Annotated in this window: 22 protein-coding genes; 16 read left to right on the forward strand and 6 right to left on the reverse strand. The window is 66.6% G+C overall.

The genetic code is table 11. From position 1 onward, the window contains the following. Window positions 1–7: 7 nt before the first annotated feature. Window positions 8–1,951: a T9SS type A sorting domain-containing protein gene (locus tag ACYVKQ_RS11510; RefSeq protein ID WP_460675480.1), complete on the reverse strand. Its 1,944-nt coding sequence runs from the start codon at window positions 1,949–1,951 to the stop codon at window positions 8–10. A 387-nt stretch (window positions 1,952–2,338) separates the two neighbouring features. Here ACYVKQ_RS11510 and ACYVKQ_RS11515 point away from each other — a divergent pair, with 387 nt between their 5' ends. The 9 genes from ACYVKQ_RS11515 to ACYVKQ_RS11555 all read left to right on the forward strand — a co-directional run bounded on the left by ACYVKQ_RS11515 (window position 2,339) and on the right by ACYVKQ_RS11555 (window position 9,878). After that, window positions 2,339–3,145: a Rossmann-like and DUF2520 domain-containing protein gene (locus ACYVKQ_RS11515; protein ID WP_460675481.1), complete on the forward strand. Its 807-nt coding sequence runs from the start codon at window positions 2,339–2,341 to the stop codon at window positions 3,143–3,145. A gap of 151 nt (window positions 3,146–3,296) precedes the next feature. Next, the gene (locus ACYVKQ_RS11520) at window positions 3,297–3,629 is read left to right on the forward strand and encodes a 2Fe-2S iron-sulfur cluster-binding protein (RefSeq protein ID WP_460675482.1); all 333 of its coding nucleotides are present in this window, start codon (window positions 3,297–3,299) and stop codon (window positions 3,627–3,629) included. A 104-nt stretch (window positions 3,630–3,733) separates the two neighbouring features. After that, window positions 3,734–3,970 (forward strand): Fe-S cluster assembly protein IscX, encoded by a 237-nt coding sequence (gene iscX, locus ACYVKQ_RS11525; RefSeq protein ID WP_460675483.1) that lies wholly within the window; start codon window positions 3,734–3,736, stop codon window positions 3,968–3,970. A gap of 70 nt (window positions 3,971–4,040) precedes the next feature. Further along, entirely contained in the window at window positions 4,041–4,517 is a 477-nt protein-coding gene (locus ACYVKQ_RS11530) for a KdsC family phosphatase (protein ID WP_460675484.1), read from the forward strand. 111 nt (window positions 4,518–4,628) lie between these two features. Further along, on the forward strand, window positions 4,629–4,823 hold the full coding sequence (locus tag ACYVKQ_RS11535) for a cold-shock protein (RefSeq protein ID WP_460675485.1): 195 nt from the start codon (window positions 4,629–4,631) through the stop codon (window positions 4,821–4,823). A gap of 161 nt (window positions 4,824–4,984) precedes the next feature. Beyond that, window positions 4,985–5,881: a geranylgeranylglycerol-phosphate geranylgeranyltransferase gene (locus ACYVKQ_RS11540; RefSeq protein ID WP_460675486.1), complete on the forward strand. Its 897-nt coding sequence runs from the start codon at window positions 4,985–4,987 to the stop codon at window positions 5,879–5,881. Between the two features lie 127 nt (window positions 5,882–6,008). After that, window positions 6,009–7,169 (forward strand): BamA/TamA family outer membrane protein, encoded by a 1,161-nt coding sequence (locus tag ACYVKQ_RS11545; RefSeq protein ID WP_460675487.1) that lies wholly within the window; start codon window positions 6,009–6,011, stop codon window positions 7,167–7,169. Window positions 7,170–7,274: 105 nt separating this feature from the next. Next, window positions 7,275–8,447, forward strand: a complete 1,173-nt coding sequence (locus tag ACYVKQ_RS11550) for a BamA/TamA family outer membrane protein (RefSeq protein ID WP_460675488.1) — start codon at window positions 7,275–7,277, stop codon at window positions 8,445–8,447. Between the two features lie 174 nt (window positions 8,448–8,621). Next, window positions 8,622–9,878, forward strand: coding sequence for a glycosyltransferase family 2 protein (locus tag ACYVKQ_RS11555; RefSeq protein ID WP_460675489.1), 1,257 nt, complete (start codon window positions 8,622–8,624; stop codon window positions 9,876–9,878). Here ACYVKQ_RS11555 and ACYVKQ_RS11560 read toward each other — a convergent pair. The 3 genes from ACYVKQ_RS11560 to ACYVKQ_RS11570 all read right to left on the reverse strand — a co-directional run bounded on the left by ACYVKQ_RS11560 (window position 9,816) and on the right by ACYVKQ_RS11570 (window position 12,433). Then, complete coding sequence (locus tag ACYVKQ_RS11560; protein ID WP_460675490.1) at window positions 9,816–10,406, reverse strand: SAM-dependent methyltransferase; 591 nt, start codon at window positions 10,404–10,406, stop codon at window positions 9,816–9,818. The two genes, ACYVKQ_RS11555 and ACYVKQ_RS11560, sit on opposite strands and share 63 nt — an antisense overlap. 75 nt (window positions 10,407–10,481) lie before the next feature. Next, complete coding sequence (locus tag ACYVKQ_RS11565) at window positions 10,482–11,249, reverse strand: PIG-L deacetylase family protein (RefSeq protein WP_460675491.1); 768 nt, start codon at window positions 11,247–11,249, stop codon at window positions 10,482–10,484. Between the two features lie 17 nt (window positions 11,250–11,266). After that, entirely contained in the window at window positions 11,267–12,433 is a 1,167-nt protein-coding gene (locus tag ACYVKQ_RS11570) for an acyl-CoA dehydrogenase family protein (protein ID WP_460675492.1), read from the reverse strand. A 295-nt stretch (window positions 12,434–12,728) separates the two neighbouring features. Between ACYVKQ_RS11570 and purH the strand changes: the two genes are divergently transcribed. The 7 genes from purH to ACYVKQ_RS11605 all read left to right on the forward strand — a co-directional run bounded on the left by purH (window position 12,729) and on the right by ACYVKQ_RS11605 (window position 22,109). After that, window positions 12,729–14,309, forward strand: coding sequence for a bifunctional phosphoribosylaminoimidazolecarboxamide formyltransferase/IMP cyclohydrolase (gene purH / locus ACYVKQ_RS11575; RefSeq protein ID WP_460675493.1), 1,581 nt, complete (start codon window positions 12,729–12,731; stop codon window positions 14,307–14,309). Between the two features lie 179 nt (window positions 14,310–14,488). Continuing rightward, window positions 14,489–15,511 (forward strand): rod shape-determining protein, encoded by a 1,023-nt coding sequence (locus tag ACYVKQ_RS11580; RefSeq protein ID WP_460675494.1) that lies wholly within the window; start codon window positions 14,489–14,491, stop codon window positions 15,509–15,511. 94 nt (window positions 15,512–15,605) lie between these two features. Beyond that, on the forward strand, window positions 15,606–16,532 hold the full coding sequence (mreC, locus tag ACYVKQ_RS11585) for a rod shape-determining protein MreC (protein ID WP_460675495.1): 927 nt from the start codon (window positions 15,606–15,608) through the stop codon (window positions 16,530–16,532). Then, window positions 16,532–17,056 carry a hypothetical protein gene (locus tag ACYVKQ_RS11590; RefSeq protein ID WP_460675496.1) on the forward strand — a complete coding sequence of 175 codons (525 nt, stop codon included), beginning with the start codon at window positions 16,532–16,534 and terminating at the stop codon, window positions 17,054–17,056. Before mreC ends, ACYVKQ_RS11590 begins: the two co-directional genes overlap by 1 nt. Before the next feature lie 162 nt (window positions 17,057–17,218). Further along, the gene (gene mrdA / locus ACYVKQ_RS11595) at window positions 17,219–19,066 is read left to right on the forward strand and encodes a penicillin-binding protein 2 (protein WP_460675497.1); all 1,848 of its coding nucleotides are present in this window, start codon (window positions 17,219–17,221) and stop codon (window positions 19,064–19,066) included. A gap of 155 nt (window positions 19,067–19,221) precedes the next feature. Further along, window positions 19,222–20,511 carry a rod shape-determining protein RodA gene (gene rodA, locus ACYVKQ_RS11600; RefSeq protein ID WP_460675498.1) on the forward strand — a complete coding sequence of 430 codons (1,290 nt, stop codon included), beginning with the start codon at window positions 19,222–19,224 and terminating at the stop codon, window positions 20,509–20,511. Window positions 20,512–20,696: 185 nt separating this feature from the next. Then, entirely contained in the window at window positions 20,697–22,109 is a 1,413-nt protein-coding gene (locus tag ACYVKQ_RS11605; protein ID WP_460675499.1) for a hypothetical protein, read from the forward strand. Window positions 22,110–22,136: 27 nt separating this feature from the next. On the opposite strand, the gene ACYVKQ_RS11610 is transcribed toward ACYVKQ_RS11605, so the two are convergent. Both ACYVKQ_RS11610 and ACYVKQ_RS11615 read right to left on the reverse strand, forming a co-directional pair. Further along, window positions 22,137–23,216 carry a hypothetical protein gene (locus ACYVKQ_RS11610; protein ID WP_460675500.1) on the reverse strand — a complete coding sequence of 360 codons (1,080 nt, stop codon included), beginning with the start codon at window positions 23,214–23,216 and terminating at the stop codon, window positions 22,137–22,139. After that, a complete protein-coding gene (locus ACYVKQ_RS11615) occupies window positions 23,209–24,543 on the reverse strand; it encodes a hypothetical protein (protein ID WP_460675501.1) in 1,335 nt (444 codons plus the stop codon). The genes ACYVKQ_RS11610 and ACYVKQ_RS11615 overlap by 8 nt, the downstream gene beginning before the upstream one ends. Between the last annotated feature and the right edge of the window lie 4 nt (window positions 24,544–24,547).

The following is a 24,547-nucleotide window of genomic DNA, read 5'->3' on the forward strand; positions in this document are numbered from 1 at the left end:
CCGAGGCTTACCGCTGAATGGAGAGGTTACGCAGCATGTACTGGTCGCCCGCCTTCAGCTTCAGCACATACATGCCGTTGGCCAGGTGCGAGAGGTTCAGCTGGTTGCGGAAGTTGTCGCGGGCCGTGCCGGTGTACACGCGCTGGCCCAGCGTGTTGGTGATTTCCACCTGCAGGCCCGCGGCTTGGGCACCGCTCACTTGCAGGGTCACCTCGCCGTTCGACGAAGGGTTCGGGTACAGCGCCACGGCGTTGTCGAGGGCTTTCGAGACGCCGGTGGTCACGTTCAGCACCGCTTCGATCATGTACTGACCAAAGTTGCCGGAAGCCGCGTCGGTCGGGTTGCCGCCGGAGGTCGGGCTGAAGGAGCTGATGGTGAAGAATGTACCCGGCCGCGTCGGTTCCTCTTCCTGCGTGCCTACCGGGAAGTAGTCGTCGCCGTTGGCCGCGTTCATCTGCACAAAAGCCGCCAGGAAGTCGCCGGCCGGCACCGTGACGGGCGAGGCAAAGGTGAAGGTTTTGCGGGTGTTGGCATCAGCCGCCGTCACCACGTAGTCGGGGGTGCGACCCAGCACGGCGCCCGTGCGGCTGAGCACGGCCGCGTACACCGTTTTGCCCACGGCGTTGGCCTGCGGGTCGCTGTAGATATAGGTCGTAATGCCCGTTACCGTACGGGTAGCCGTAGTAGTGTATTTCACGGCGAAGGCCGAGGCCGAAGCTGTTGGGCCAGACTCAAAGCCCACGGCGCTGGCCGGCGGGCCGCCGGGCGCCACGCTCATCGCGTTGTCCGTCACTTCCTGGCTAAACGTCTTGGAGTCGTTCGAAGGGTCGTCGTCGCCGAGCAACAGCGACACGGTAAGCGTGTTCGTGCCCAGGTTGGCGAGCGGGTACGCGTCAAACGTCACCGTGGCGCTGCCGCCCACCGGCAGCGAGAGGATGGATTTGTTGTTGGTGTAGGTGGTGGCGCCCGATACCGTCAGGCGCACGCCCAGGTTCGACTGCGCGTTGGAACCCTGGTTGCGGATGATGGCCTGCACGGTGTGCGGCGAGCCGGCGGTGCGCGCCACTTTGGCCATCGAGTAGATGATCTGCACGCCCGCGTCGTTGGCAATGGCCTGCCCCGGCGCGAAGCGCAGCGTGCGGCCCAGATCGGGCACCACGGTGCGGGTAAAGCCGAAGGATTGGCCGGAAGCGTACGGCGCGTTGACAAACGTGGCGGCCGACCAAGCCGCCGTGGCCGCCTTGGTGGCCAGCACCAGCTGGTTGTTGGACGGGCCGGAGCCCTTCAGGCCCACGTTGGCGTTTTTGTTGGCGGCGGCGCCCGTGGTGCCCGGCGTGGCCGGGCCGTACACGAACTCGATGTTGTTGCTGGTTTCGTACAGCTTGGCTTGGAAGCTGAAGCTGCCGTACTGCGGCGCGGCGCCACTGGCCAGCACCGGGTATTCCGACATGTTCTTCCACTGCACGGTGCACACGCGGTTGGGCGCGGTGCCGGTGGTGACCATGCGCACCTCCGAGCCGGCCGCCGCGGTGCCCAGCAGGTCAGCCCCGAAGACCGACAGGATGTTCTGGTCATCCGTATCAGTGCTGGTGATGATGTTCTGCGAGGTGTACTCGATGGAACCTACGTCGTTGCTCGGGGCGACGGTGCCGAGCTTTAGCCAGCCGTTGGTGTTTACCTGCAGCTGCGTGAACGTCTGCCCGTTGAAGTTGAACGAGAAGCCGATGGGCTGCGGCGTGGACGTGGCGTCGTCCAGGTTATCGAGGGCCACGGCCGAGCCGGTGGTGCCCAAGTCGGCGAAGGTGCCCGCCACGTTGGTAGAACTGGCCGAGTTGTAATTCAGGGCTTGTGCCAGCGCGCTGCCGCTGCCGGCGCAGGTGGCCAGCAACGCGGCCAGCGCCAGCTTGCGCCAAGTCATTGCTGGCCGTCCCACAGAGTACAGGTGGTTCATGGGTGGAAAGGGGTAAAAGGGTGAAAAACGGTTGTTTGTATTCGGAGTAAGGCGGGCCCAAGATAACAGGATACGGCACGCGTCGCCCACTTGGGAGTGGGGGCGGAAAGGTAAATAGCCTTTGCAGAAATTAGTCGGCAGCAGCAAATCCGCTGAATCAGGCCCGCGCCGCCGGGCCGGCGCCCGGGTTGGGCCACCCGCTGACGGGCGCGCTCGGGGGGACGCGGGGCTTACGGGAAGCCGCCGGCGTGCAAATTCCGCTCTACATACTTGCTTACGCCTGTGCTCGAGGGCCATCAGTTGCGCCCGTAAGGAAGCCGGCCCGAGTGCGCGGACAAAGTGCGACCTTGCCACGCCCATTGTTCTCTCCTCTAAGCTTCGCGGGTTGTGCCTCCTTCTTTCCGAATCATTCTGCTGGGTGCCGGCCGCGTAGGCGCTCAACTGGCCCCCGCGCTGGCGCAGGCCGGCCACCAAGTGGTAGCCGTGTGGAGCCGCAGCGCGTCGTCGGCGGCGGCCGTAGCCGAACCGCTGGGGGCCGCGGTGCTGAGCGGGCGCGCGCCCGACCTGCGCGCCGCGCCGCCCGCCGACCTGTACTTGCTCACCGTGCCCGACGACGCCGTGGGGCCCTTGCTGGTCGCCAGCCGCTGGCCCGCCGGGGCACTGGTGGCGCATACGTCGGGGGCGCTGCCGCTCGGCCTGTTTGCCGCCCAGCCCGCCGTGCGCGGGGCCGTGTTCTACCCGCTGCAGACCTTCAGCCCCGGCCGCCAAATCGACTGGTCGGCGGTGCCCCTATGCTTGGAAGCCGCTGACACCCCCGCCATGGCCGTGCTGCAGGCCGTGGCCGACTCGCTGAGCCGGCGCGTGCTGCCGGTGGCCACGCCCGCCCGGCAGCAACTGCACGTGGCCGCCGTGTTTGCCAGCAATTTCACCAACCACCTGCTCGGCCTGGCCGATGCGCTGCTGACCGACGCCCACCTGCCCGCCAATTTGCTGCACCCGCTCGTGCGCGAAACCGTGGACAAGGCCCTGCGCAACCCGCCGTTTCGGGTGCAGACCGGCCCGGCCATCCGCCACGATGCGGCCACCATCGCGGCCCACACGGCCGCGCTGGCCGCGCACCCGGCCTGGCAGGAGCTGTACGCGCAACTGACGGCCAGCATTCAGGCCGTAGCCCGCGCAGAAGGAAACAACTAAGGCGCAGCACCCGTGGCGCGGCCGCAACGAGGGCCGCAAAAAGCGCATTGGCAGGCGTCCGGTAAACATCCGGCCGGGGTTCAGGCTTTATGCAGCGGCGTGCGTACCTTTGCAGCCTTGTTTTCAACCCCCGCAAGCAGAACCCCCTCACGTGAAAGCCGTCAATATCACCTTTAAGTTTTCGGACGGGCAGCCCGAGCAAACCCACGTGGCGGCCGAAGGCGAATCGGTGCTGGACGTGGCGCTGAACAACGGCATTCAGCTGCAGCACAACTGCGGCGGCGTGTGCGGCTGCAGCACCTGCCACGTGTACGTACTGGCCGGCGGCGACGAGCTGCCCGAAATCAGCGACAAGGAAGAAGACTTTATCGACCGGGCCGTCGACCCGCGCCTGAATTCGCGCCTGGCGTGCCAGTGCGTGGTGCAGAGCGCCACCGAGAACCTCATCATCCAGATTCCCAAGCAGGACTTCCTGGGCCACTAATTTTTTGATGGCTACATGGCTGAACTGTTAAATGGCTGGCCGTTCGGCGAAGCTATCCACCTGGTCGGCCATTTAGCCATTTGACCATTTAACAATTCAGTCAGATGACCCACTTTGAGCCGCCCATGCACTGGCAAGACCACGAGGACATTGCCATGGCGCTCTACGAGAAGTTCGGCAACGACTTCACCGAAGCCAAAATCTACCGCATCCGCTTCACCGATCTGCTGGAGTGGGTGCTGAGCCTGCCTAACTTCCAGGGCACCCGCGAACAGGCCAACGAAGGCCACTTGGAGCAAATTCAGGCCAAGTGGGTATACGAGTGGCGCGACAATCAGTGAGGTAGTGAAGTTGTGAACAAGGTCATCGGGCCTCGTTTATCCTTTCACCACTTCACAAACTCACCACTGGATGATTCCTGATTTCTCCGCCATCGAGGCATTTGTGTTCGACGTGGACGGGGTGCTGACCGACGGCACGCTGCTGGCCTTGAGCACCGGCGAGCAAGCCCGCACCTTCCACATCCGCGACGGCTACGCCATCCGGCACGCGCTGCGCCGCGGCTACCGCGTGGTCATCATCTCGGGCCGGCAGGAAGAGGGCGTGCGCAAGCGCCTGGAGTCGCTGGACGTGACGGAAATGTACCTCGGCGTCGATGACAAGCTGAAAGTGTTTGCCGATTGCCAGCTCGACGCGGCCCGCGTGGCGTACATGGGCGACGACATGCCCGATCTGGAGGTCATGCAGCAATGCGGCTTAGCCGCCTGCCCCGCCGATGCCGCCGCCGACGTGCGCGCCATTTGCCAGTACGTGGCCGAGCTGCCCGGCGGCCGCGGGGCCGTCCGCGAACTAATTGAGGCGGTGCTGAAAGCACAGGGGCGCTGGTAAATTCGGCTTCAGCATTTGCTCCTGCCGGCCGGCTAAAACGAGACTTGCAAGTGTGCGATATTCCGGTACATTTACCGGAACATTGTTCACCTTTCTCCTTTTCGCTTACCAATGAAAACAGGAACCGTCAAATTCTTTAATGAGTCGAAGGGCTACGGCTTCATTACAGAAGATGCCACCAAAGAGGACTTCTTCGTGCACATTACCGGCCTGAACGGCATGCAGGTGCAGCAGCACGACCGCGTCGAGTTTGAGACGCGCGAAGGCCGCAAGGGCGTTAACGCCGTAAACGTGAAGAAAGTCTGATTACACTTTTCCTCTGCAACTACTCCTATTGCAAAAGCCTCTGCCGCGTCGTGGCAGGGGCTTTTTTTCGGTCGCGGCCGCGGCCCCGCCTAGCTGCCGCGTAGCTTTGCCGGGGCGGCCGGGCGGCCGGTTCCGCTTTGCCGTTGCTTATGCCTACTCCCGTGAGTGTTTCTGCGCCGACACCCGCCGGGGCGGCGGCCCGCTGGCGCCATCTGGCCCGGCTGGTGCGCCTGCCCAACCTACTCATCATGGCCTTGACGCTCGTGCTGACGCAGGCTTGCCTGCTGGCGCCCGAACAACCCTTGGCAGCCCTGCTCGAGGTGCGCTTTCTGCTGCTGGTGCTGGCCACCCTCTGCGTAGCAGTGGGCGGCTATATCATCAACGACTATTACGACGTCAAGATCGACGCCATCAACCGGCCCGGTCAACTGGTGGTGGGCCACAGCGTGGGGCGCCGCGCCGCCATGATGGCGCATTTGGTCTTGTCGTTCGAGGGCATCGTAATAGCCGGGGCGCTGAGCCGGATGGTGGGGCTGGTAACGGTGGGTGCGGCCCTGCTGCTGTGGGGGTATTCGGCCCGCTTCAAGCGCCTGGCGCTGGTCGGCAACCTGAGCATTGCCACGCTGACGGCAGCTTCCGTGCTCCTGCCCGAGTTGCTGCGCCGCACCGGCGGCGGGGCCGTGTGGGCTTACGCGCTGGCCGCCTTCCTGCTCACGGTGGTGCGCGAAATCATCAAGGACATTGAGGATATGCGCGGCGACGCCGAGCACGACTGCCGCACGCTGCCCATCGTGGTGGGCGTGGCGCGCAGCAAGTGGGTGGCCGGGCTGTTTCTGCTGTGCCTGATTGCTTTGGTGGGGGGAGGGGTAGGCGCCGGTTTTCGGCAGGGCCAATGGCGGCTGGCCCTCTGGCTGCTGGGCACCGTACTGGCGCCCGCGCTGCTGCTGGGCCGGCAGCTGCTGCGCGCCGACCGCCGCCGCGATTTTGCACGGCTGAGCCTGCTGTGCAAGCTCGTCATGCTCGCCGGCGTGCTCTCGATGCTGGTGCTCGGGCGCTGAGTCGGCCGGTTGGGTAGGGCGGCGGCAACCGCGGGGCGGGGCGGGCCGTTAGCGGAGCATTGCCGCTCACCACCGGCCAGCCGTGGCCGGGGTGGTATACCGCCTGCGGCACCCGCACCTTCTATCCATGAGCCTTCGTTACTTACTGCTGCTGGCCTTAGGCCTGCTGGTTTCCCCCCTTCGTGCCCAAATTCAGGATACTGCGTCGGGCCGCGCCGCCGAAGCGGTAACCCTCGATACCCGCCCGGCCAAAGACCCCAACGACAAGCCCAGCTTTATTCCGGCGCCGGTGCTCTTCTACGAGCCCGAAACCGGGGTGGCCGCCGGTGTGACCTTCCTGCCCACCTGGCGCCACGGCCGCGATACCACCGTGCGCAAATCCAACGGGCGCATCGGGGGGTGGTACTCGCAGAAAAAGCAGCTCAACCTGCAGGTCTCGCACACCATTTTTACCCGGCAGGAGCGCTACCTGATCAGCGGCGACCTCCTGTTTTTCGATTACCCGATTTTCTTTTACGGCATCGGCAACGACACCGACCTCGACGACGAAAGCGAGATTAGCTACCGGCTGTTTATCCTGCAGCAGCGCGGGCTGAAGCGCTTCCGCCAGCATTGGTTCGGCGGCTTGGGCTACCGCCTCACCGACGCGCGCAGCATCAAGGCCGACAAACCGCTCGACAACAACGACGATGGGCCGAACCAGCTGCTGCTGCTCGACGAGCGGCAGCGCCAGCCCACCACCGTTTCGGGCCTAGGCCCCGTGCTGGTCCACGACAGCCGCGACAACATCCTGAGCACGTACCACGGCAACTACCTCGATCTGCAGGCCTTGTTCAACGCCAAGGGCATCGGCAGCGACTACACGTTCACGCGCTACACCCTCGACGCACGCCACTACCAGCCGCTGGGCTCGAACCGCACCATCTGGGCTTCGCAGGTGTACGGGCAGTTTCACAACGGCACGGTGCCCTTCCGCGAGCTGGCCAACCTGGGTGGCATTTCGCTGCTGCGCGGCATCTACGAGGGCCGCTTCCGCGACCGGCAGCTGATTTCGGCCCAGACGGAAGTGCGCCACCACCTGTTCTGGCGCATCAATGTGGCCGCCTTCGTGGGCGCGGGCCAAGTTGCCTCGCACTTGGATGAGTTTGGCACCGACTTCAACGTGGCGGGCGGCGCCGGTGTGCGCTTCCAGTTCAACCGTCGCGACCGGATCAACATCCGCTTCGACTACGGTGTGGGCTCGGGCGGCAGCCAGGGCCTGTATTTCGGGGTCAACGAGGCGTTCTGAAAAGTCTGATTTGCTCCGCATTTGGCGCGGCCAAATAGAATAAGCTGTGCCGTAATCGGGTACATTTAGCAGCCGTCCAAGTTGGGCGGCTGCTTCCGTATACCGATGCCTAGCCGGTTTCTTCTCCTTGCATTTCCCGGGCTGCTGCTGGCGGCCACGCCGCATTCCCAAGCTCAGACCACCCCACCGCCCGCGCCCGAAACCCCAGCGGCCGTGCCGCCGGCGGAATCGGCGCGCAAGCCGAGGCGGGTGAAGGTCGCCGCGCTGCCCATTGTGTTTTCGCAGCCCGAAACGGGCATCGCCTACGGCGCGGCCGTGCTGCCGGTGTGGCGCTTCGGGGCGGATACGGCCACGCGCAGCTCCAACGCCCGCCTGCTGGGCTACTACACCCAGCGCAAGCAGTCCAGCCTGTCGCTCACCTACACCGTCTTTTCGCCCGGCGAGAAGTTCATTTTGGGCGGCGAGGCGTTCTACTTCAACTTCCCGTATTACTACTACGGCGTGGGCAACGACACCCGCAAGGCCGAAAAGAGCGACATTTCCTACAAGGTGGTCATCGTCACGCAGCGGGTGCTGCGCAAGGTGCGCCCCCACACCTTCGCGGGCCTGGGCTTCCGCCTCACCGACCTGCACCACATCCGCCTCGACGACGACTCCACCGACGACCGCCGCCGGCCCAACCTGCTGCTGCTGCGCGACCCGCGTGAACGGCAGACCACCATCACATCCGGGCTGGGGCCAACCCTGCTCTACGACAGCCGCGACAACGTGCTGAGCACGTACCGGGGCAGTTACCTGGAAACCAGCGCGCTGTTTATGGGCCGCTACCTCGGCAGCGACTACGGCTTCTCGCGCTTCCTCGTCGACGCCCGCCATTTTCGGCCGCTGCGCCGGGGCAGCACCCGCACCATCGTGGCGGGGCAGCTGCTGGGGCAGTTTCACGCCGGGCGGGTGCCGTTTCGGGAATTGGCCAACCTGGGCGGTGAGCGAATGATGCGCGGCATCTACGAGGGCCGCTTCCGCGACCGGCAGGCCCTGTCGGCGCAGCTGGAGCTGCGCCAGCAGCTGTTCTGGCGCCTCGGCGGCGTGGTATTCGGCGCCGCAGGCCAGGTGCAGGACCGGCTCCGCCAGTTCCGGCCCGCGCAGTTCAACGTGGCCGGCGGCGCCGGGCTGCGCATCGCCGTCAACCGCGCCGACCGGCTGGCCATCCGCATCGATTACGCCGTGGGCTCGGGGCAGTCGAGCGGGCTGTACTTCGCCTTCAACGAGGCGTTCTAGGGTCCGCATCGGAAGCCTAGGCGCCCATGAATTAGTCGTTCAACGGCAAACGGGCTTTTAATTGCTTGTTGTCAGTTGTCAGTCAGGTTATTGTGATTAACCTGACAGCGAATGCCTGACAACTTAGGGGCCCGCCGACGCACCCTGCCCGGCCCGCCGTGCGTACTCGGCAGTATGAAGCTATCCGTACCCGCCCGATTCCACGGTGTCAGCGAATCATCCGATTCTGTCGTATCCAGGCCGCAGGTGGCGGTGGCGCCCGCCCGCGAGCTGGCCATCTGCGTGATTATCCCGGCCAAAAACGAGGCCGACGCCTTGCCCGGCACGCTGGCGGCGCTGGCCGCGCAGCTCGACGCGCACGGCCGGCCTTTCCCGCCGCAGCGCTTCGAAGTCATCGTGCTGGCCAACAACTGCACCGATGCCACCGCCCCGGTGGCGCGGGCTTGGGGCCGTCGGCATCCGCAGCTGCGGCTGCACGTGCTGGAGGCCACGCTGCCCGCCGCCGAAGCCCACGTGGGCCGGGCCCGCCGCCTGCTGATGGACGAAGCCGCCCGCCGCCTGGAGCACGCCGGCCAGCCCGGCGGCCTCATCGTCTCCACCGATGCCGACACCCGCGTAGCCCCCGATTGGTTGGCGGCCCTGGAAGCCGAGTTTGCCCACGGCAGCGATGCCGTGGGCGGGCGCATTTTGCCCGAAGCCCCGCCGACGCGCCGGTGCTCGGTGCGGCGCCTGCACCTGCGCGACGCGGCCTACCGCCTGGGCTTGGCCCGCCTGGAGCACCTGCTCGACCCGAACGCGGCCGACCCTTGGCCGCGGCACCACCAGCACTTCGGCGGCAGCCTTGCCCTGACGGTGGCGGCCTACCGCCGGGTGGGCGGGCTGCCCGTGGTGCCTTACCTGGAAGACGAAGCCCTGTGCCAGCAGCTCCACCTGCACGATTTGCGCCTGCGCCATAGCCCGGCGGTGCGGGTGTACACCTCCGCGCGGCAGCAGGGGCGCGTGGCCGTGGGCCTCTCGTGGCAGCTGCGCACCTGGGCCGACGACGCCGCGGCCGGCCGCGAGCCGCTGGTGGACCACCCGCAGCGCCGGGCGGCCGAGTGGATTCTGCGGCGGCAACTGCGCGCCGCCTGGTTGCAGCGCCGCAGCGGCTGCTGGCTGACTGCGGCCGCCGAGGTCACGGCCCTGGCCCAGGACCTGCGCGTAGCGCCGGCCGAGCTGCTAAGCTGGGTATTGGCGGCTGAGGCCTTCGGAGCCTTGTGGGCAAGGGTGCAGCAGCTGATTCAACGGGCGCTGGAGGAGCAGTGGCCTACGTTGCCGCTGGCCGCTGCCGCGGCCGTGTTGCAGCAGCAGTTACGCGCTGCCGAAGCCTCAGCGGCGGGCCAGCAGATCGAGGCGGTACGTTTCTGCCCGGTGGCCGTGCAAGTGGCGTAGGGGGCCGGTGGCGAGACCCAGAAAATGTGCGTGCACTTCGTCGCCCGTGAGCGGGTAGTCGTGTACGTCGGGCGTCCAGTGCACCAGCAGCAGGTGGCCGCCCGGCGCCAGGGCCGCCACGATGCGCTCAGCGGCTTGCTGTAGGGTGGGTATATCCCAGTAATACCCTACTTCCGACACCAGGATCAGCTCAAACTGCCCCGCCGGAAACTCCTGCGGAACCGTCAGGCGCCGCAGCTCTACCTGCGGCAGGCCGGCGCAGCGCTGCCGGGCGCGCGCCAGGGCCGCTTCGGCCACATCCACGGCCAGCAGGTGCCCGCAGCGGGGAGCCAGTTGGGCCGTCAGCACCCCCAGTGAGCAGCCTATCTCGAAGGCCCGGGCGTAGTGGGCCAGCGGTAGCGCGGCCAGCGTATCAGCGTACTTGGCGTGCTCATACGCGCTGGTTTCAAACTGCCAGGGGTCGTCGTTGGCGCGGTATACCGCATCGAAGTAATCAGAACCTAGGGTGTGGGGCTGGTTGGGGTTCATCCGGAATCGGGGGGGGGAAGAAGCAACCCACCAAAATCGGCGGGACAAGTAGCTTGGTGGGCCAAAGAGCAGTGCCTACGATGCCAGCTCCGCCTTGTCGCCGCGGGCTTCGAAGTAGGTTTCGAACGGCTGCGCGAAGTGCGCCAGCATAGCGGGGCTGAGCTGAAATCCGGTCGGATCGTCGTCGATCAGCGCCGTGAGCTGGGAACGATGCGCCTGAATGGCCCGCTGCTTCTGCGGTAGCACCGAACTGATGTCGAGGCGCCAGCCCTGGGCTTCGTGGGCCTGCGGAAGGTCGGCGGGGGCGGCCCGCTGCCAGGCCCACACCACGTACTCCACCTGGCGCGGCCGTTGGGGCAGCGCCGCCAGCGCGGCCTGGGCCAGGGCGTAGGTGGCGCGGTGGTCGGGGTGCGGGTCGCGGCGCCAGGGCAGCAGCAGCGTGGCCGGGCGCCGCAGTAGCAGCCACTGCGCCAAGCGCTCGGCTGCCGCGGCAAAGCCGGGCTCGTGCGGCTGGCTGGGGGCTTGGCCGTCGGGCAGGCTCAGCGTCAGCAATGCGTCGTGGGCCACCCCCAGCTCCTGCAGGGCCGCGCGCAGCTCCTGCTCGCGCAGCTGCTGCCGGGCGGCCGCCGGAAACCGCCGCGAGTTCGGGTGCGACATGCTGCCGTCGGTGACCAGGGCAGCGGCCACGGGCAGGCCGGCCTGCCGCAGCAGCGCCAGCAGCCCCCCGCATCCCAAGGATTCATCGTCGGGATGCGGAATAAGGATGGCAGTGGGGCCAAGGGCGGCGGCGTACTGGGCCGGGCGCAGCGGCAGATCGAGCAGGGCGGCGGGGCGGGCGGTCATCGGGGCGGGGGCAGCACCTACCACAGGTCGGCGATGGGTTCGGAGCGGGTGAGGGCGAAGCGGCCCACATCGGCCAGGGCCGCATCGGGGGCCGGTTGGCGTAGGTAGTGCGTCAGGTCGCGGTGCAGGCGCTCCAGCGGGTGGGGCCGCAGCAGGCCGCGGGCCCCCACGCTGCGTTCGGCCAGTTGCAGCACGCGGAGGCAGATTTCTTCGATGGCCGAACGGACCATGTTGGCGTAGGCCACCACGGCTTCGGCCTGGGTTCCCTCTTGGTCGGGGCTAGGGTAGCGGGCCGCCGTACCCGTCAGCCAGAGCTGCCCGCTTTCCAGCAGCAGGGTCATTTCGCCGAGGCGCTGGCGCTGGTAGGGGTCGTCGGTGCGGCCCTGTCCACGCAGAAAGCTGCGGGTGGCGTCGAGCACGGCTTCGGCGCCGCCCAGCTGCACGGCGGCGAAGCGCACGGCCCCGCCGCTGAACCAGGGTTGGCGGTAGTAGTCGCCGGGCTGGCCCAGCAGGTCTTCGGGCCCGATTTCGAGGCCGGTCAGGTCGACGCGGAAGCTGGCGGTGGCGCGCATGCCCAGCGGCTGCCAGAAACTCGGGTCGAGGGCGGGCGGCTGGGCATCGGCGGGCAGCACCAACAGCTGCCAGCCGCCACTGGGCAAGGCCCCGGTAATCAGCGGCCGGGTGAGGTGCCCCGCGCCGGAGCCGAACGTCTTGCTGCCCCGCAGGCGGTAACGGCCCTCGGCCAGGGGCTCCAGGTGCACGCCGTCCTGCGCCTCGGTATTCCAGACGCCGAACAGGTGACCCGCTTGCGCATCGGCCGCCCAGCGGCGCTGCTGCGCCGCGGTGCCCAGCCGCTCGATGAGTTGCAGTGCGTTGAGGTGGCCTTCGTACACGCGGCCCACGGCCAGGTTGCCGGCGCCGATGTGCTTGAGCACCTGCAGCTGCTCGGCCAGGTGTTGCGGCTGGCCGAGGCCCGCGCCGCCGTGCGCGGCGGACAAGGGCGCCGTCAGCAGTCCAGCCGCGCGCAGCCAGTCGAACTCTTCGCGCGGAAACGCGCCTTCGTGGTCGGTGTGGGGGGCCTGGGCAAACAGGCGGGTCGTAAGGCGGGCCGCCGCCGCTACGGCAGCAGCGGGCAGCAGCGGCGCCGCGACGGGCGCAGCGGGGTAGGCAAGAGAAACGGACATGCAAGGGCGGCAACGCAGGGGAAGCGGCTCCCCGATTCTCGACAGTACGGCGGCGGCGGACAAAGGGCTACATCCAGTGGCCGCTAGGTGGGTAGATTGGGGAAGTTCGGGGCTGTTATTGTAAAAGCGTGTAAGCCGCCTGTTGGAGTCGCATGCGCCAAACCGCCCATAAGAAGGAGGCCGGCAACCCCGCCCGGGCCGGCGGTAACAATTCGGTAACATGGCCGGCGGCCCGGCTCCCGGCGGGAGCGGCTACCTTCGCCCCGCGTTTCACTCCCAAACCTTTCTGTTTGCCATGAGCTCGTCCCCGTCCTCACCCGCCGCGCTGGAATCCGCCGCCGTCGCGCCGCTGCCCATCCGCGCCGCGCTGGTTTCCGTGTACTACAAAGACCGGCTGGAGCCGCTCGTGCGCCTGCTGGCCGCCCGCGGCGTGCAGCTGTACTCCACCGGCGGCACGCTCAAGTTCATCCAGGAGCTGGGCGCCGAGGTGACGGCCGTTGAGTCGTTGACGGGCTTCCCGGAGGTGTTTGGCGGGCGCGTCAAGACGCTGCATCCCAAAGTGTTTGGTGGTATTCTGCACCGCCGCCACGAGCCCGGCGACCTGCAGCAGGCCGAGGAGCACCAAATTCCGCCCATTGACCTGGTCGTCGTCGACCTTTACCCCTTTGAGGAAACCGTCGCCAGCGGCGCGCCGGAAGCCGACGTCATCGAGAAAATCGACATCGGCGGCATCTCGCTGCTGCGCGCGGCCGCCAAAAACTTCCGCGACGTGCTCGTCGTCAGCTCGCGCGAGCAGTACGCGGCCGTCACCGAGCTGCTCGAGGCGCAGGGCGGGGCCACCACCCTGGAGCAGCGCCGCCACTACGCCGCCGCCGCCTTCCAGCAAACCTCGCACTACGACACGCACATCTTCAACTACCTCGCTCAGGGCACGGAGGTGGCCGGCACCGCGCTCAAAATCAGCCAGGGCCCGGCCACGCCGCTGCGCTACGGCGAAAACCCCCACCAGCAAGGCACGTTCTACGGCGACCTGACGGCCCTGTTCGACCAGCTGCACGGCAAGCAGCTCAGCTACAACAACCTGGTGGACGTGGATGCGGCCGTGCTGCTCATGCAGGAGTTTCAGGCCGGGCAGCCCGCCGTGGCCATTCTCAAGCACACCAACGCCTGCGGCGTGGCCCAGGCCGGCACTTTGCACGAAGCCTACGTCAACGCCCTGGCCTGCGACCCGATTTCGGCCTTTGGCGGCGTCATCATCGTGAATAAGGAAGTGGACCTGGCTACCGCCGAGGAGCTGAACAAGCTGTTCTTCGAGGTGCTCATCGCCCCGGGCTTCGCCGCCGAAGCCCTGCCCGTGCTGCAGAGCAAGAAAAACCGCATCCTGCTGCGTCAGAAGCCGGTAGCTTTCCCCGCGAAGCAGGTAAAAACGCTGCTCAACGGCTTCGTGGAGCAGGATTTCGACCGCGTGGTGGAGGGCCGTGCCGAGTTCCGCACCGTGACGCAAACCGCGCCCACGGCCGAGGAAGTCGAAGCGCTGGAATTTGCCCTGAAAGTGTGCAAGCACACCAAGAGCAACACCATCGTGCTGGCCCGGGCCGGGCAGCTGCTCGCGTCCGGCGTCGGCCAGACCTCGCGGGTCGACGCGCTGAAGCAGGCCATTGAGAAAGCCAAGTCCTTCGGCTTCGACCTGCAGGGGGCCGTGATGGCCTCCGACGCGTTTTTCCCCTTCCCCGATTGCGTGGACATTGCCGGCGCGGCCGGCATTCGCGCCGTGGTGCAACCCGGCGGTTCCATCAAGGATCAGGACAGCATCGACGCCTGCAACCGCCTCGGCATGGCCATGGTGCTGACCGGGGTGCGGCATTTTAAGCACTAAGCAGCGAGTCACTTAGCGGAAAAAAGGCCCGGCGGGAAAATACCCGCCGGGCCTTCGGCGTTTAGGGCGGCCCTTGCCCGCAGCCTGTAAATGAATCGGTTGGGCTTCGGCCAAGGATGCTTACCTTTGCGCACCTTTTTGCAGGCGCGCTCCGCGCTTTCGCTTTCAGCCGCTACTCCATGGGATTTTTCAATTTCACCAGCGACATCGCCATTGATCTGGGTACGGCCAATACGCTGATCATCCACAACGACAAAATCGTCGTGGACGAGCCCAGCATTATTGCCAAGGACCGAACCACCAATAAAGTCATTGCCGTGGGCCGGCAAGCGCAGCAGATGCACGAGAAGACCCACGACAACATCAAAACCATTCGTCCGCTGAAGGATGGCGTTATCGCCGACTTCCACGCCGCCGAGGAAATGCTCAAGGGCCTGATCCGGATGGTCAACACCGGTACGCGCCTGTTTCAGCCCTCGCACCGCATGGTCATCTGCATTCCGTCGGGCATCACGGAGGTGGAAAAGCGCGCCGTGCGCGACTCCGCCGAGCACTCCGGCGCCAAGGAGGTGTGGATGATTCAGGAGCCCATGGCCGCCGCCATCGGCATCGGCATCGACGTGGAGCAGCCCGTCGGCTCGATGATCATCGACATCGGGGGCGGCACCACCGAAATTGCGGTAATTGCCCTCTCGGGCATCGTCTGCGACCAGTCCATCAAGACGGCCGGCGACGTGTTCAACCAGGACATTCTCGACTACATGCGCCGGCAGCACAACCTGCTCATCGGCGAGCGTAGCGCCGAGCGCATCAAAATCGAGGTGGGCGCGGCCCTGACGGAGCTGGAAATGACTCCGCCTGACTACGAGGTGCGCGGCCGCGACCTGATGACCGGCATTCCGAAGGTTATCAAGGTGACGTCGGCCGAAATTGCCATTGCCCTCGACAAGTCGGTGGCTAAGATCGAGGAAGCCGTGCTCAAGGCCCTGGAAATTGCCCCGCCGGAGCTGTCGGCCGACATCTACGACAACGGCATTCACCTGACCGGCGGCGGCGCCCTGCTGCGCGGCCTCGATCGGCGACTGGCCGCCAAGACCAAGCTGCCCGTGCACGTGCCCGAAGACCCGCTGCGCGCCGTAGTGCGCGGCACCGGCGCCGCCATCAAGAACATCACCGGATTCCGTAGCGTCCTGCTGACGTAAATGGCTGAATGGCTGAATGGTTAAATGGCTGATTGTTCCGACGCGCGAGAACGACCAGCCATTTAACCATTCAGCCATTTGACACTTTCTTCCTATGCGTAATCTGCTCGATTTCCTCTTCCGCTACCGGGGCGTCCTGGTATTCGTGTTGCTGGAAATCGTGAGCCTGGTATTGCTGATTCGCAACAGCGCCTACCAGCGCGCGGCCTTCTTCAATTCCTCGAACGCCTACGTGGGCCGGGTGCTGGAGGTGCGCACGCAGATTTATGACTACTTCCGCCTCGTGGACGTGAATCGGGCGCTGGTGGCCGAAAACGCCCAGCTGCGCCGGCAGCTGTACCGCTCCGACCTGGCCGGGCGCATGCCCGACAGCCTGGCCGCTGCGGGCGACTCCACCGGCACGCGCCTGCGCCCTGACACCGTGCTGCTGGGCCTGCGCCCCGTGCCCACGCGCGGCTCCGATTACCCGCTCATCCCGGCCCGCGTCATCAACCAGACCCTGCGCCGTGTGGATAACTACCTGACCCTGAACGTGGGCACTCAGCAGGGCGTGCTGCCCGGCATGGGCGTGCTCACCACGGCCGGCGTGGTGGGCCGGGTGCGGCAGGTCAGCGAGCATTACGCCACCGTCACCTCGGTGCTGCACTCCAAAACCAACCTCTCGGCCCGCCTGCAGCGCGACGGCACTTTCGGCACCATCAAGTGGCTGGGCGAAGACCCCACCCACGCTATGCTCGACTACATTCCGCGCCAAAACAAGCTGGTGCGCGGCGACACGGTGGTCACGTCGGGCTTCAACGCGGTGTTTCCGGACGGGGTGATGGTGGGTACGGTGGATTACTTTGCTAAGGAACCCGACAAAAACTTCTGGACGGTGCGCGTGAAGCTGGCCGTGGATTTCTCGAAACTGACCTACGTGTACGTGGTGGGCGCCCAGCCGCGGGCCGCCGAGCGCGACACGCTGGAGGTCCGCTCGCGCATGCGCGTGGCCGGGGCCGATGAGGAAGGGGGGCAGCCGTAATGGGAAACGCTTTGCAACTGCTGCTGCACGCCCTGCGCTTTCTGCTTTACGCGGGCGTCCACGTGCTGCTCATCAGCCGCCTGCAGCTTTTCGACGTGGGCTGGTGCTTCTTCTACCTCGGCTTCCTGCTGTTCCTGCCCATTGCCACGCCCATCGTGGTCATGCTGAGCGTGAGTTTCGCGCTGGGCTTCACCATGGACCTGTTCTACGACACGGGTGGCGTGCACGCGGCGGCGGCCGTGCTGCTGGGCTACCTGCGCCCCTGGGTGCTGCGCCTGCTCACCCCGCGCGACGGCTACGACGCGCAGGACGCGGTAAACCTGCACCAGATGGGCTGGCAGTGGTTCGGCGTGTACCTAACGCTGCTGGTGAGCATCCACCACTTCACGTTTTTCTTCCTGGAGCTGGGCTCGTTCTCGGCCATCGGCCTGACGCTGCTCAAGATCCTGGCCAGCACCCTGTTTACGGGCGTGACCATGCTGATTCTGCAACTGCTGGTTTTCCCGGCGCGGCGGCGGCGCTGAACTTTGGGCCGGCCGCCGCTCGTTTGATGGGCAGCAATGGTTCGGTTTTGAGCCGTGGAAAAGCGGTAGCACCCCGCCGAGGACAACTGGCAACTCTATGCAGTATCTTTGCGGGCTGATTGCACTGGCGGCAGTCAACTCACTTTCAGTTCGTAACGCGTCTTGCAGTACTTAGAAGGCCGCAAATTTGTCGTGCTGGGCATTTTCCTGGCGGTGGCGTTGGTATTTGCGGTGCGGCTCTTCCACATTCAGGTGCTCGACGGCAGCTACAAGCTCGCCGCCGACAAAAACACGCTCCAGCGCATCGTGCAGGTGCCGTACCGGGGCATTATTTACGACCGCAACGGGCAGATCCTGGTGCAGAACACCCCGGTGTACGACCTGATGGTCATCCCGCGCGAGGTGAAGCGCCTCGACACCGCGCGCCTCTGCCAGTTGCTGCAGATGCCCGTACAGGAGCTGCGCGACGGCCTGCGCGACGCCAAGATTTACTCCCGCGCCAAGGCCTCGCCGCTGGTGCAGAACCTTTCCACCCCCGAGCTGGCCGCCATTCAGGACAACCTCATCGACTTCCCCGGCTTCAGCATCAAGCCGCGCATGGCCCGCTCGTACCGCACCCAGCACCTGGCCCACGCCCTAGGCTACGTGGGGCCGGTGTCGCCGGTGATGCTGGAGAAGCCCAAGTACGCCAAGTACGTGCCCGGCGACTTCCTCGGCATCAGCGGGGTGGAGTCGTACTACGAGAAAGAGTTGATGGGGCGGCGCGGCGTGCAGTACCGCATGGTGAACGTGCGCGGCGTGGAGAAAGGCGCCTTCCGCGACGGAGAGTTCGACACGCTCTCGGTGGCCGGCCAGGACCTGCACCTGAGCATCGACCCGGAGCTGCAGAAGTACGGCGAGTACCTGATGCAGGGCAAGAAGGGCTCCATCGTGGCCATCGACCCGAAAACCGGCGAAATCCTGGCGTTCGTGTCGGCCCCGTCCTTCGACCCGGCCATGCTCACCGGCAAGGGCTCCGGCAACCGCTACATGCAGCTGCTCGGCGACACGGCCCGGCCGCTGTTCAACCGCCCGCTGGCGGCGGCCTACTCGCCGGGCTCGGTGTTCAAGCTGGTTAACGAGGCCATTGCCCTGCAAGAAGGCGTGGTGACGCCCTACACGGGCTTTCCGTGCAACTGGAAGCTGGTGCGCTGCACCCACCGCCACGAACACCCCAGCAACCTGACCATTGCCACCAAGAACAGCTGCAACCCTTACTTCTACCAGGTGATGTTTGCCACGGTGCGCCGCGGCCGCTCGCCCAGCAAGTTCAAGGACGTGGCCCTGGGCCTGGCCGACTGGCGCAAGCACGTAGTGAGCTTTGGCCTCGCGCAGCACCTCGACGTGGATTTGCCCGGCGAGCGGATGGGCCTGATTCCCTCGCCCGCTTTCTACGACAAGCGCTACGGCCAGAACCGCTGGACCTACAAGACCATCTACTCGCTGAGCATCGGGCAGGGCGAAATCCAGGTGACGCCGTTGCAGATGGCCAACCTGATGGCCATTTTCGCCAATCGCGGCTACTATTACCCCCCGCACTTCGTGCGCTCCATTGGCAACCAGGGGCCGCTGCCACGCTTCCGGCAGCGCCACTACACCAGCATCGACAGCAGCCACTTCAACGCCATCGTGCCGGGCATGGTGGCGGTGGTGGACGGCCGCGGCGGCACCGGCAACCTGGCCTCGCTGCTCGACGTGGGCATTTCGGTGGCGGGCAAAACCGGCACCGTGCAAAACTACCACGGCGTCGACCACGCCACCTTCGGCGGCTTTGCCCCGGCCAACGACCCGAAGATTGCCATTTCGGTGTTCATCGAAAACGCCGGCTTCGGCGGCAGCTCCGCCGCGCCCATGGCCGGCCTGATGATGGAAAAGTACCTGCGCGGCAAAATTGCCCCGTGGCGCCACCGCTGGGAGGAGTGGCTGCCCGGCTCCGCCGACCGCTTCGTGAGCAAACGCAACCGGCATTAAGTCAATCATCGCTTCGCCTGTCATCCTGACGAAGGAAGGACCTTACCAAGCTGGCACGACAGGCGCCAGAAGGTTCTGCCGAATGTGACCAGATCCTTCGGCTAACGCCTCTGGATGACAGTACTTTTGTAACCGCCGCTTTTCAACTCATCCCCTTGAACCAGATCCGCTACAGCCGCAGCATCGATTGGGTCACCTTGCTGATCTACTTGGCAATGGTGGGCCTGGGGCTGCTCAACGTGTACGCCGCCTCGTACTCGGCCGAGGTACCGTTTTCGCGCGTGTTTTCGGCCGACTGGAGCGGGCTGATGGCCTTCAACTGGTTTAAGCAGCTGGTCTGGATCGGGGTGAGCGTCATCCTCATCATGGTGCTGCTCGTCATCGATTACAAAGCCTACGACACCTTCGCCTACGTGCTCTACGGCGGCATGATTGTGCTGCTGTTGGTCACGCTGGTTATTGCGCGGCCCATTGCCGGCTCCCGCTCCTGGCTGGAGCTGGGGCCGATGCGCCTGCAGCCGGCCGAGTTTGCCAAGTTCACCACGGCCCTGGCCGCCTCGCGCTTCATGGCCGGCATCAACCTGCGCCAGCAGGGCTTCAAGCAGCAGCTGGTGCTGGCCGGCCTCACGCTGCTCCCGCCGCTGCTCATCATCGCCTCCAACGAAACGGGGCAGGCGCTGGTCTTCGGGGCCTTCCTGCTGGCCTACTTCCGCGAGGGCATGTCGCCGCTGATTCTGCTGATTCTGGCCGCCGCAGGGCTGGTGCTCCTCCTCTCGCTGCTGGTGCCCAAGCTCTGGCTGGTGGGCGCCTTCACGGTGATTCTGGCCGCGGTGCTGGCCCTGAACCCGCGGGTGCTGCGCCACCACCTGCCGCTGGCCGTGGGCGTGTACGCCATCGTGCTGAGCATGGTGTTCGGCGTGGATTTCTTCTACAACAACGTGCTGCAGCCCCACCAGCAGAAGCGCATCGAGGTGTTGCTGAACCCCTCGGCCGACCCGCTGGGCGTGGGCTGGAACGTGACGCAGAGCAAGATTGCCATCGGCTCGGGCGGGCTCACCGGCAAGGGCTTTCTGGAAGGCACCCAGACGCGCTTCGACTTCGTGCCCGAGCAGAGCACCGACTTCATCTTCTGCACCGTGGGGGAGGAGTGGGGCTGGCTCGGCACGATGACCGTCATCGTGCTGTTTATGGCCCTGCTGGCCCGCGTCATCTTTGTGGCGGAGCGCCAGAAATCGGTGTTTGGGCGCACCTACGGCTACTGCGTGGCCAGCATCATCTTCTTTCACTTCTGCGTCAACATCGGCATGACCATCGGGCTGGCGCCGGTGGTGGGCATTCCGCTGCCCTTCTTTTCGTACGGCGGCTCCTCGCTCTGGTCCTTTACCATCCTGCTGTTCATCCTGCTGGCCATCGATGCCTACCGCAAGCAGGACCTGGTGCGGTAGTGAAAGGGTGAAACGGTAGCTTAGCGCGCTGATTCGGCCCCGCAACCCCTACCACCATCACCACCGCACGACCCCGTCCCTCCACCGCCGGCCGCGAATGGGCGCTGATCGGCCTGCTGACGCTGCTCGCGCTGCTGCTGCCCACCCGCAACAGCACCCTCGACGCGTGGTACTACGCCGCCTGCGTGCGCCACGGCCACGACCTGCTGCTGCCCCACCACCTGCTCTACAACGCCGTCGGCTGGCTGTGGCTGCGCCTGCTCAGCCCGTTGCAGCCCGATGCGCTGCGGGCCCTGCTGGCGCTGAATGCCCTGGCCTACGGCGGCGTGCTGCTGACGCTGCGCGGGCTGCTGCACCAACTGCAGTGCCCGCCGGGGCTGCGCTTGGCCTTGCTGCTGCTGGCCGGCGGCAGCTTTGGCCTGCTGCGCTTCGCCACCGAAAACGAAACCTACATTCTGCCCCTACTGCTCTCAATGCTGGCCAGCCGTAGCTGGCTGCGCCACTGGGAGTCGAAACGCTGGGGGCCGCAGCTGGCCGCCGGCGCCTGGGCAGCCGCCGCCTGCCTGCTGCACCAGCTGCACGTGTGGTGGTGGCTGGGGCTGCTGCTGGGCAGCTGGCGCTACGGGCCCCGACGCGGGAGCGTGCTGGTGTTTGGGGTGCCGACCCTGCTCGTGCCGCTGGCCTACGGGCTGGCGCTGGCGTATTGGCAGCTGCCGGCCACGCTGCCCGCGCTGCTGCGCTTCGCCCTGCACGATTTCGTCAGCGGCACGGCCGGGGCGCCTACTTCGCTGGTGCGGGCAGCGCTGCTGACGGTGGCCAACGTGGTGCGCACGTTTGCGCAGGTGCACGGCTCCACCCTGGCCCTGCTGCGCCGCTTTCCGGCCTTGCTGCTGCTGCCGGCGCTGGGCCTGGCGGGCATCACACGGGCCTGGCTGAGCCGGCACCGGGGAGCGGCTACCGAAGAAGCAGGGGCCACCGGCGTTCCGGCGGCGCGGCGCCACGCAGCAGGCTTCACGCACGGCCTGATTCTGCTGCTGCACCTCGCGTTTGCGGCCTGGGCCTCCGGCAACGCCGAGTTTATGGTGATGCTGCCGGTGCTGCTGGCGGTGGTGCTGGCCGCCGCGTCACGCCCGCTCCTGGCCCGCCCGCTAACGGCCGCCGCCACGGCGCTGCTGGCCTGGAACCTGGCTTTTGGCCTGCTGCCCAGTCACCTGATCGACTACACCAACCTGCCGCCGCTGCTGGCGCGCATTCAGCGGGAGCCAACCACCTGGTTTCTGCTCGACAACCACAACCTCGTGCTCAACCGCCTGCATTACCTCACCGGGCACGACGGCCAGGCCAACGTGCTGCCCGCGCCCGCCCTGCTGGCCCGGCAGCGCCATTGGAGTCCGGCCGAGTTTCAGCGCTGGGTCCGCCGCCAACAGCAGGCCGGCCGCCGCGTCAGCACCGACGTGGTGGGCGGCCCGCAGCTGCTCGACCGCGCCCGGCTCACGCAGCAGGGCGATGAGGCGGCATTGCTGCACGGCCTGGAGTGGGTGCCGCGCGACTCGTTTCCCACTTTCTTCGGCCCGCGCTACCTCACGGACTTGCGGTAAACCGCGCCTGGCTGGCGTAGGCCGTGGTCAGGCCACCGGCGGCTGACTAGCCGACTGCTGCCCAAGACCCAGCCAACCGAAGGCCGGGTGCAGGGTAAGGGCGCGGGCCAGGGCCACGGCGAACATGGGGGCCATCAGGTAACCCATGCGGCCGATGTCGCCCGAAAGCAGCATGTGGACCAGCACGACCAGCCCCAGCCCAACGGCCGGCCAGCCCAGCTCCTGCCACCAGCGCACCGGCCCGCTGGCCGGGCGGCGCAGGGCCACCAGCAGCGCCAGCCAGAAAAAACCGAAAATGCTGAACAGCTCGCCCACGCCCTTCGGCGACAGCATCCGCCGCACGGAGTAGCCCAGGTTTTCGAGGTGCGAGAGGGCGTTCTGCACGCTCTCCTGGGGCGGAGCACCCAGTTGGGCATCAATCCAATGCCGAACCAGGTAAGCCAAGCCGGCGGACACCAGCAGGGCCGCCAGTTGCCAGGGCCAGCGCAGGGCCCGCCCGCCGAACAGCAGCAGCCACGGCGCCAGAAACACAAACGACTCCTTGGCGTGCGGCCCGAGCAGGATGCACGTCAGCAGCGCGGCCGCCGAGCCGCTGCGGGCGGCGTACACGGCCAGCGCAAACACGAGCATGTAGAGGCTGTCGACCAGCGGCAGGCCGGCAATGTACACGGCCCAGCGGCTCACCAGCACCGCCACCATGGCCAGCGCGGCCGCCCCCGGCGATGCGCCGTACAGCAGGCAAGTCTGGAAGATAATCAGGCCGGCCGCGGCTAGCAGCAGGGTGTTTACCAGGTAATAGGCCAGGCGCAGCGGCCACTCATCGGCGGCCCGGTGGGGCCAGACGCGGGCGTACACCTGCTGCACAGGCCAGGCCACTGCCCGGGCCAGCAGCGGCACCGGCACGCGGTAGCGGTGGGTGATGCGCACCCCATGAAACTCGCCGCGCGCCATCTTGAGGTAGCTGCGCGTGTCGGACGAGTGTGAGAAATCGAAGTGCACGTACATCGTGTAGGCGCTGCCGGCAATGATGCCGACGGCCAGCACGTACACCAGCAGCCAGCGGCGCCAGCGCCCCGGCCCGGTAGCCAAGGCGGCGCGACTAGGCAAATTTGCGGTCAATCAGGCGGAGCAGCTTGTTGATGTGTTCCTCCTTGCGCACCCACTGGTAGCGCTGCGCCAGGTCTTCGGTGACGTAGCGGCGCGCCGCATCGGCCGAGGGCATCGCATCCAGGTGTTCCACGGCGGCGTGGTATTCCATGTTTTCGCCGTTGAACAGCTCGTTGATAAAGCTGAAGCGCTGGTTGATGGAAATAGCACTGCGCAACGACTCCACCTTGGGTTGGGCCTCCGCCAGCGTGGGGCTGCCCGCCGGGGCAGAGGAGGCCAGCTTATCGGCCAGGGTGCTGGTGCGGGCGCCGGCGGCCAGCTTGTCGGCCAGGGTGCCGGCGGCGGGCACGGCGGCCGCCAGCGGCTTCGCACGCTCCACCACAGGCTCCGCTGGTGCGGGCGTCGGTAAGATGGGCAGCGGCTGCGCAGGCACCGGTACTTCGGCGGGGGCAGCTTCCATCACTGGCGCCGGAGCGGGTTCCGGCACTGCGGCCGGCGTTGGTGCCGGAGCAGCAGGCGGAGCTACCACCACAGGGGCAGCTGGTGCCGGGGCGGCTTCGGGAAGCGGGGGCGTCACAGCTACCGGCTGCGCCTGGGGCTCCTCGGCAGGCTGCGGCTCCGGCTCAGGGGCTGGCGCAACAACGGGCGTCGGCGCAATAACAGGCGCCGGGGCTGCAGCGGCCGTCGAGGCCTGCGGGCGCAGGTCGGCTTCGTTGATGGGCAGCACTGCTCCGAGCTCGGCCAACAGGTCGCTGAGCGGTTGTTGCTCCTTGTAGTGCGCGTCGCGGTACAGGCGGAAACGGCTGAGCAGAAAGTCGCGCTCCTGCGGCACCTCGGCCGGCAAGCTGTCGATAAAGCCCTGGAAAAGCGCCTTGTTCACGTCCACGTAGCGCAGCGCGTCGCGCAGCTGGGCGGCGGAGGCCGAGGGTTGCTCGGCGGGCAGCAGCTTGCCGGCGAAGGCTGCCCCCGGGTCGAGGGCCGTGAGCAGCGTATCGGCGGCGGCCTGGGCCAGCAGCGGCTCGTAGGCATCGCGCGTGAGGCGGATGCGCCGCGAGAGCAGGTTCATGAGCTGCGTCAGGGCCTGGCGCACGGCCGCGTCCTCGTAGTCGAAGTATGGGCTGCGCAGGCGCGCCATTTCCTGCGTCCACTGCGTCAGGAGTTGCTGTACCACGTACAGATTCAGTTGCCGAACCGGGGCCAGCCGCAGCACGGCGGGGCCGTCCAAGGTCGTGCCCACGGGTTGGGCAGCGAAATACTGGTCGCAGAGGCGAGCGGCCAGCCGGCGGCCGTAGACCTGCAGCTGGTCGTTGCTATACGTATCTTGCATCCTC

The sequence above is a fragment of the Hymenobacter coalescens genome (genome assembly GCF_054783195.1).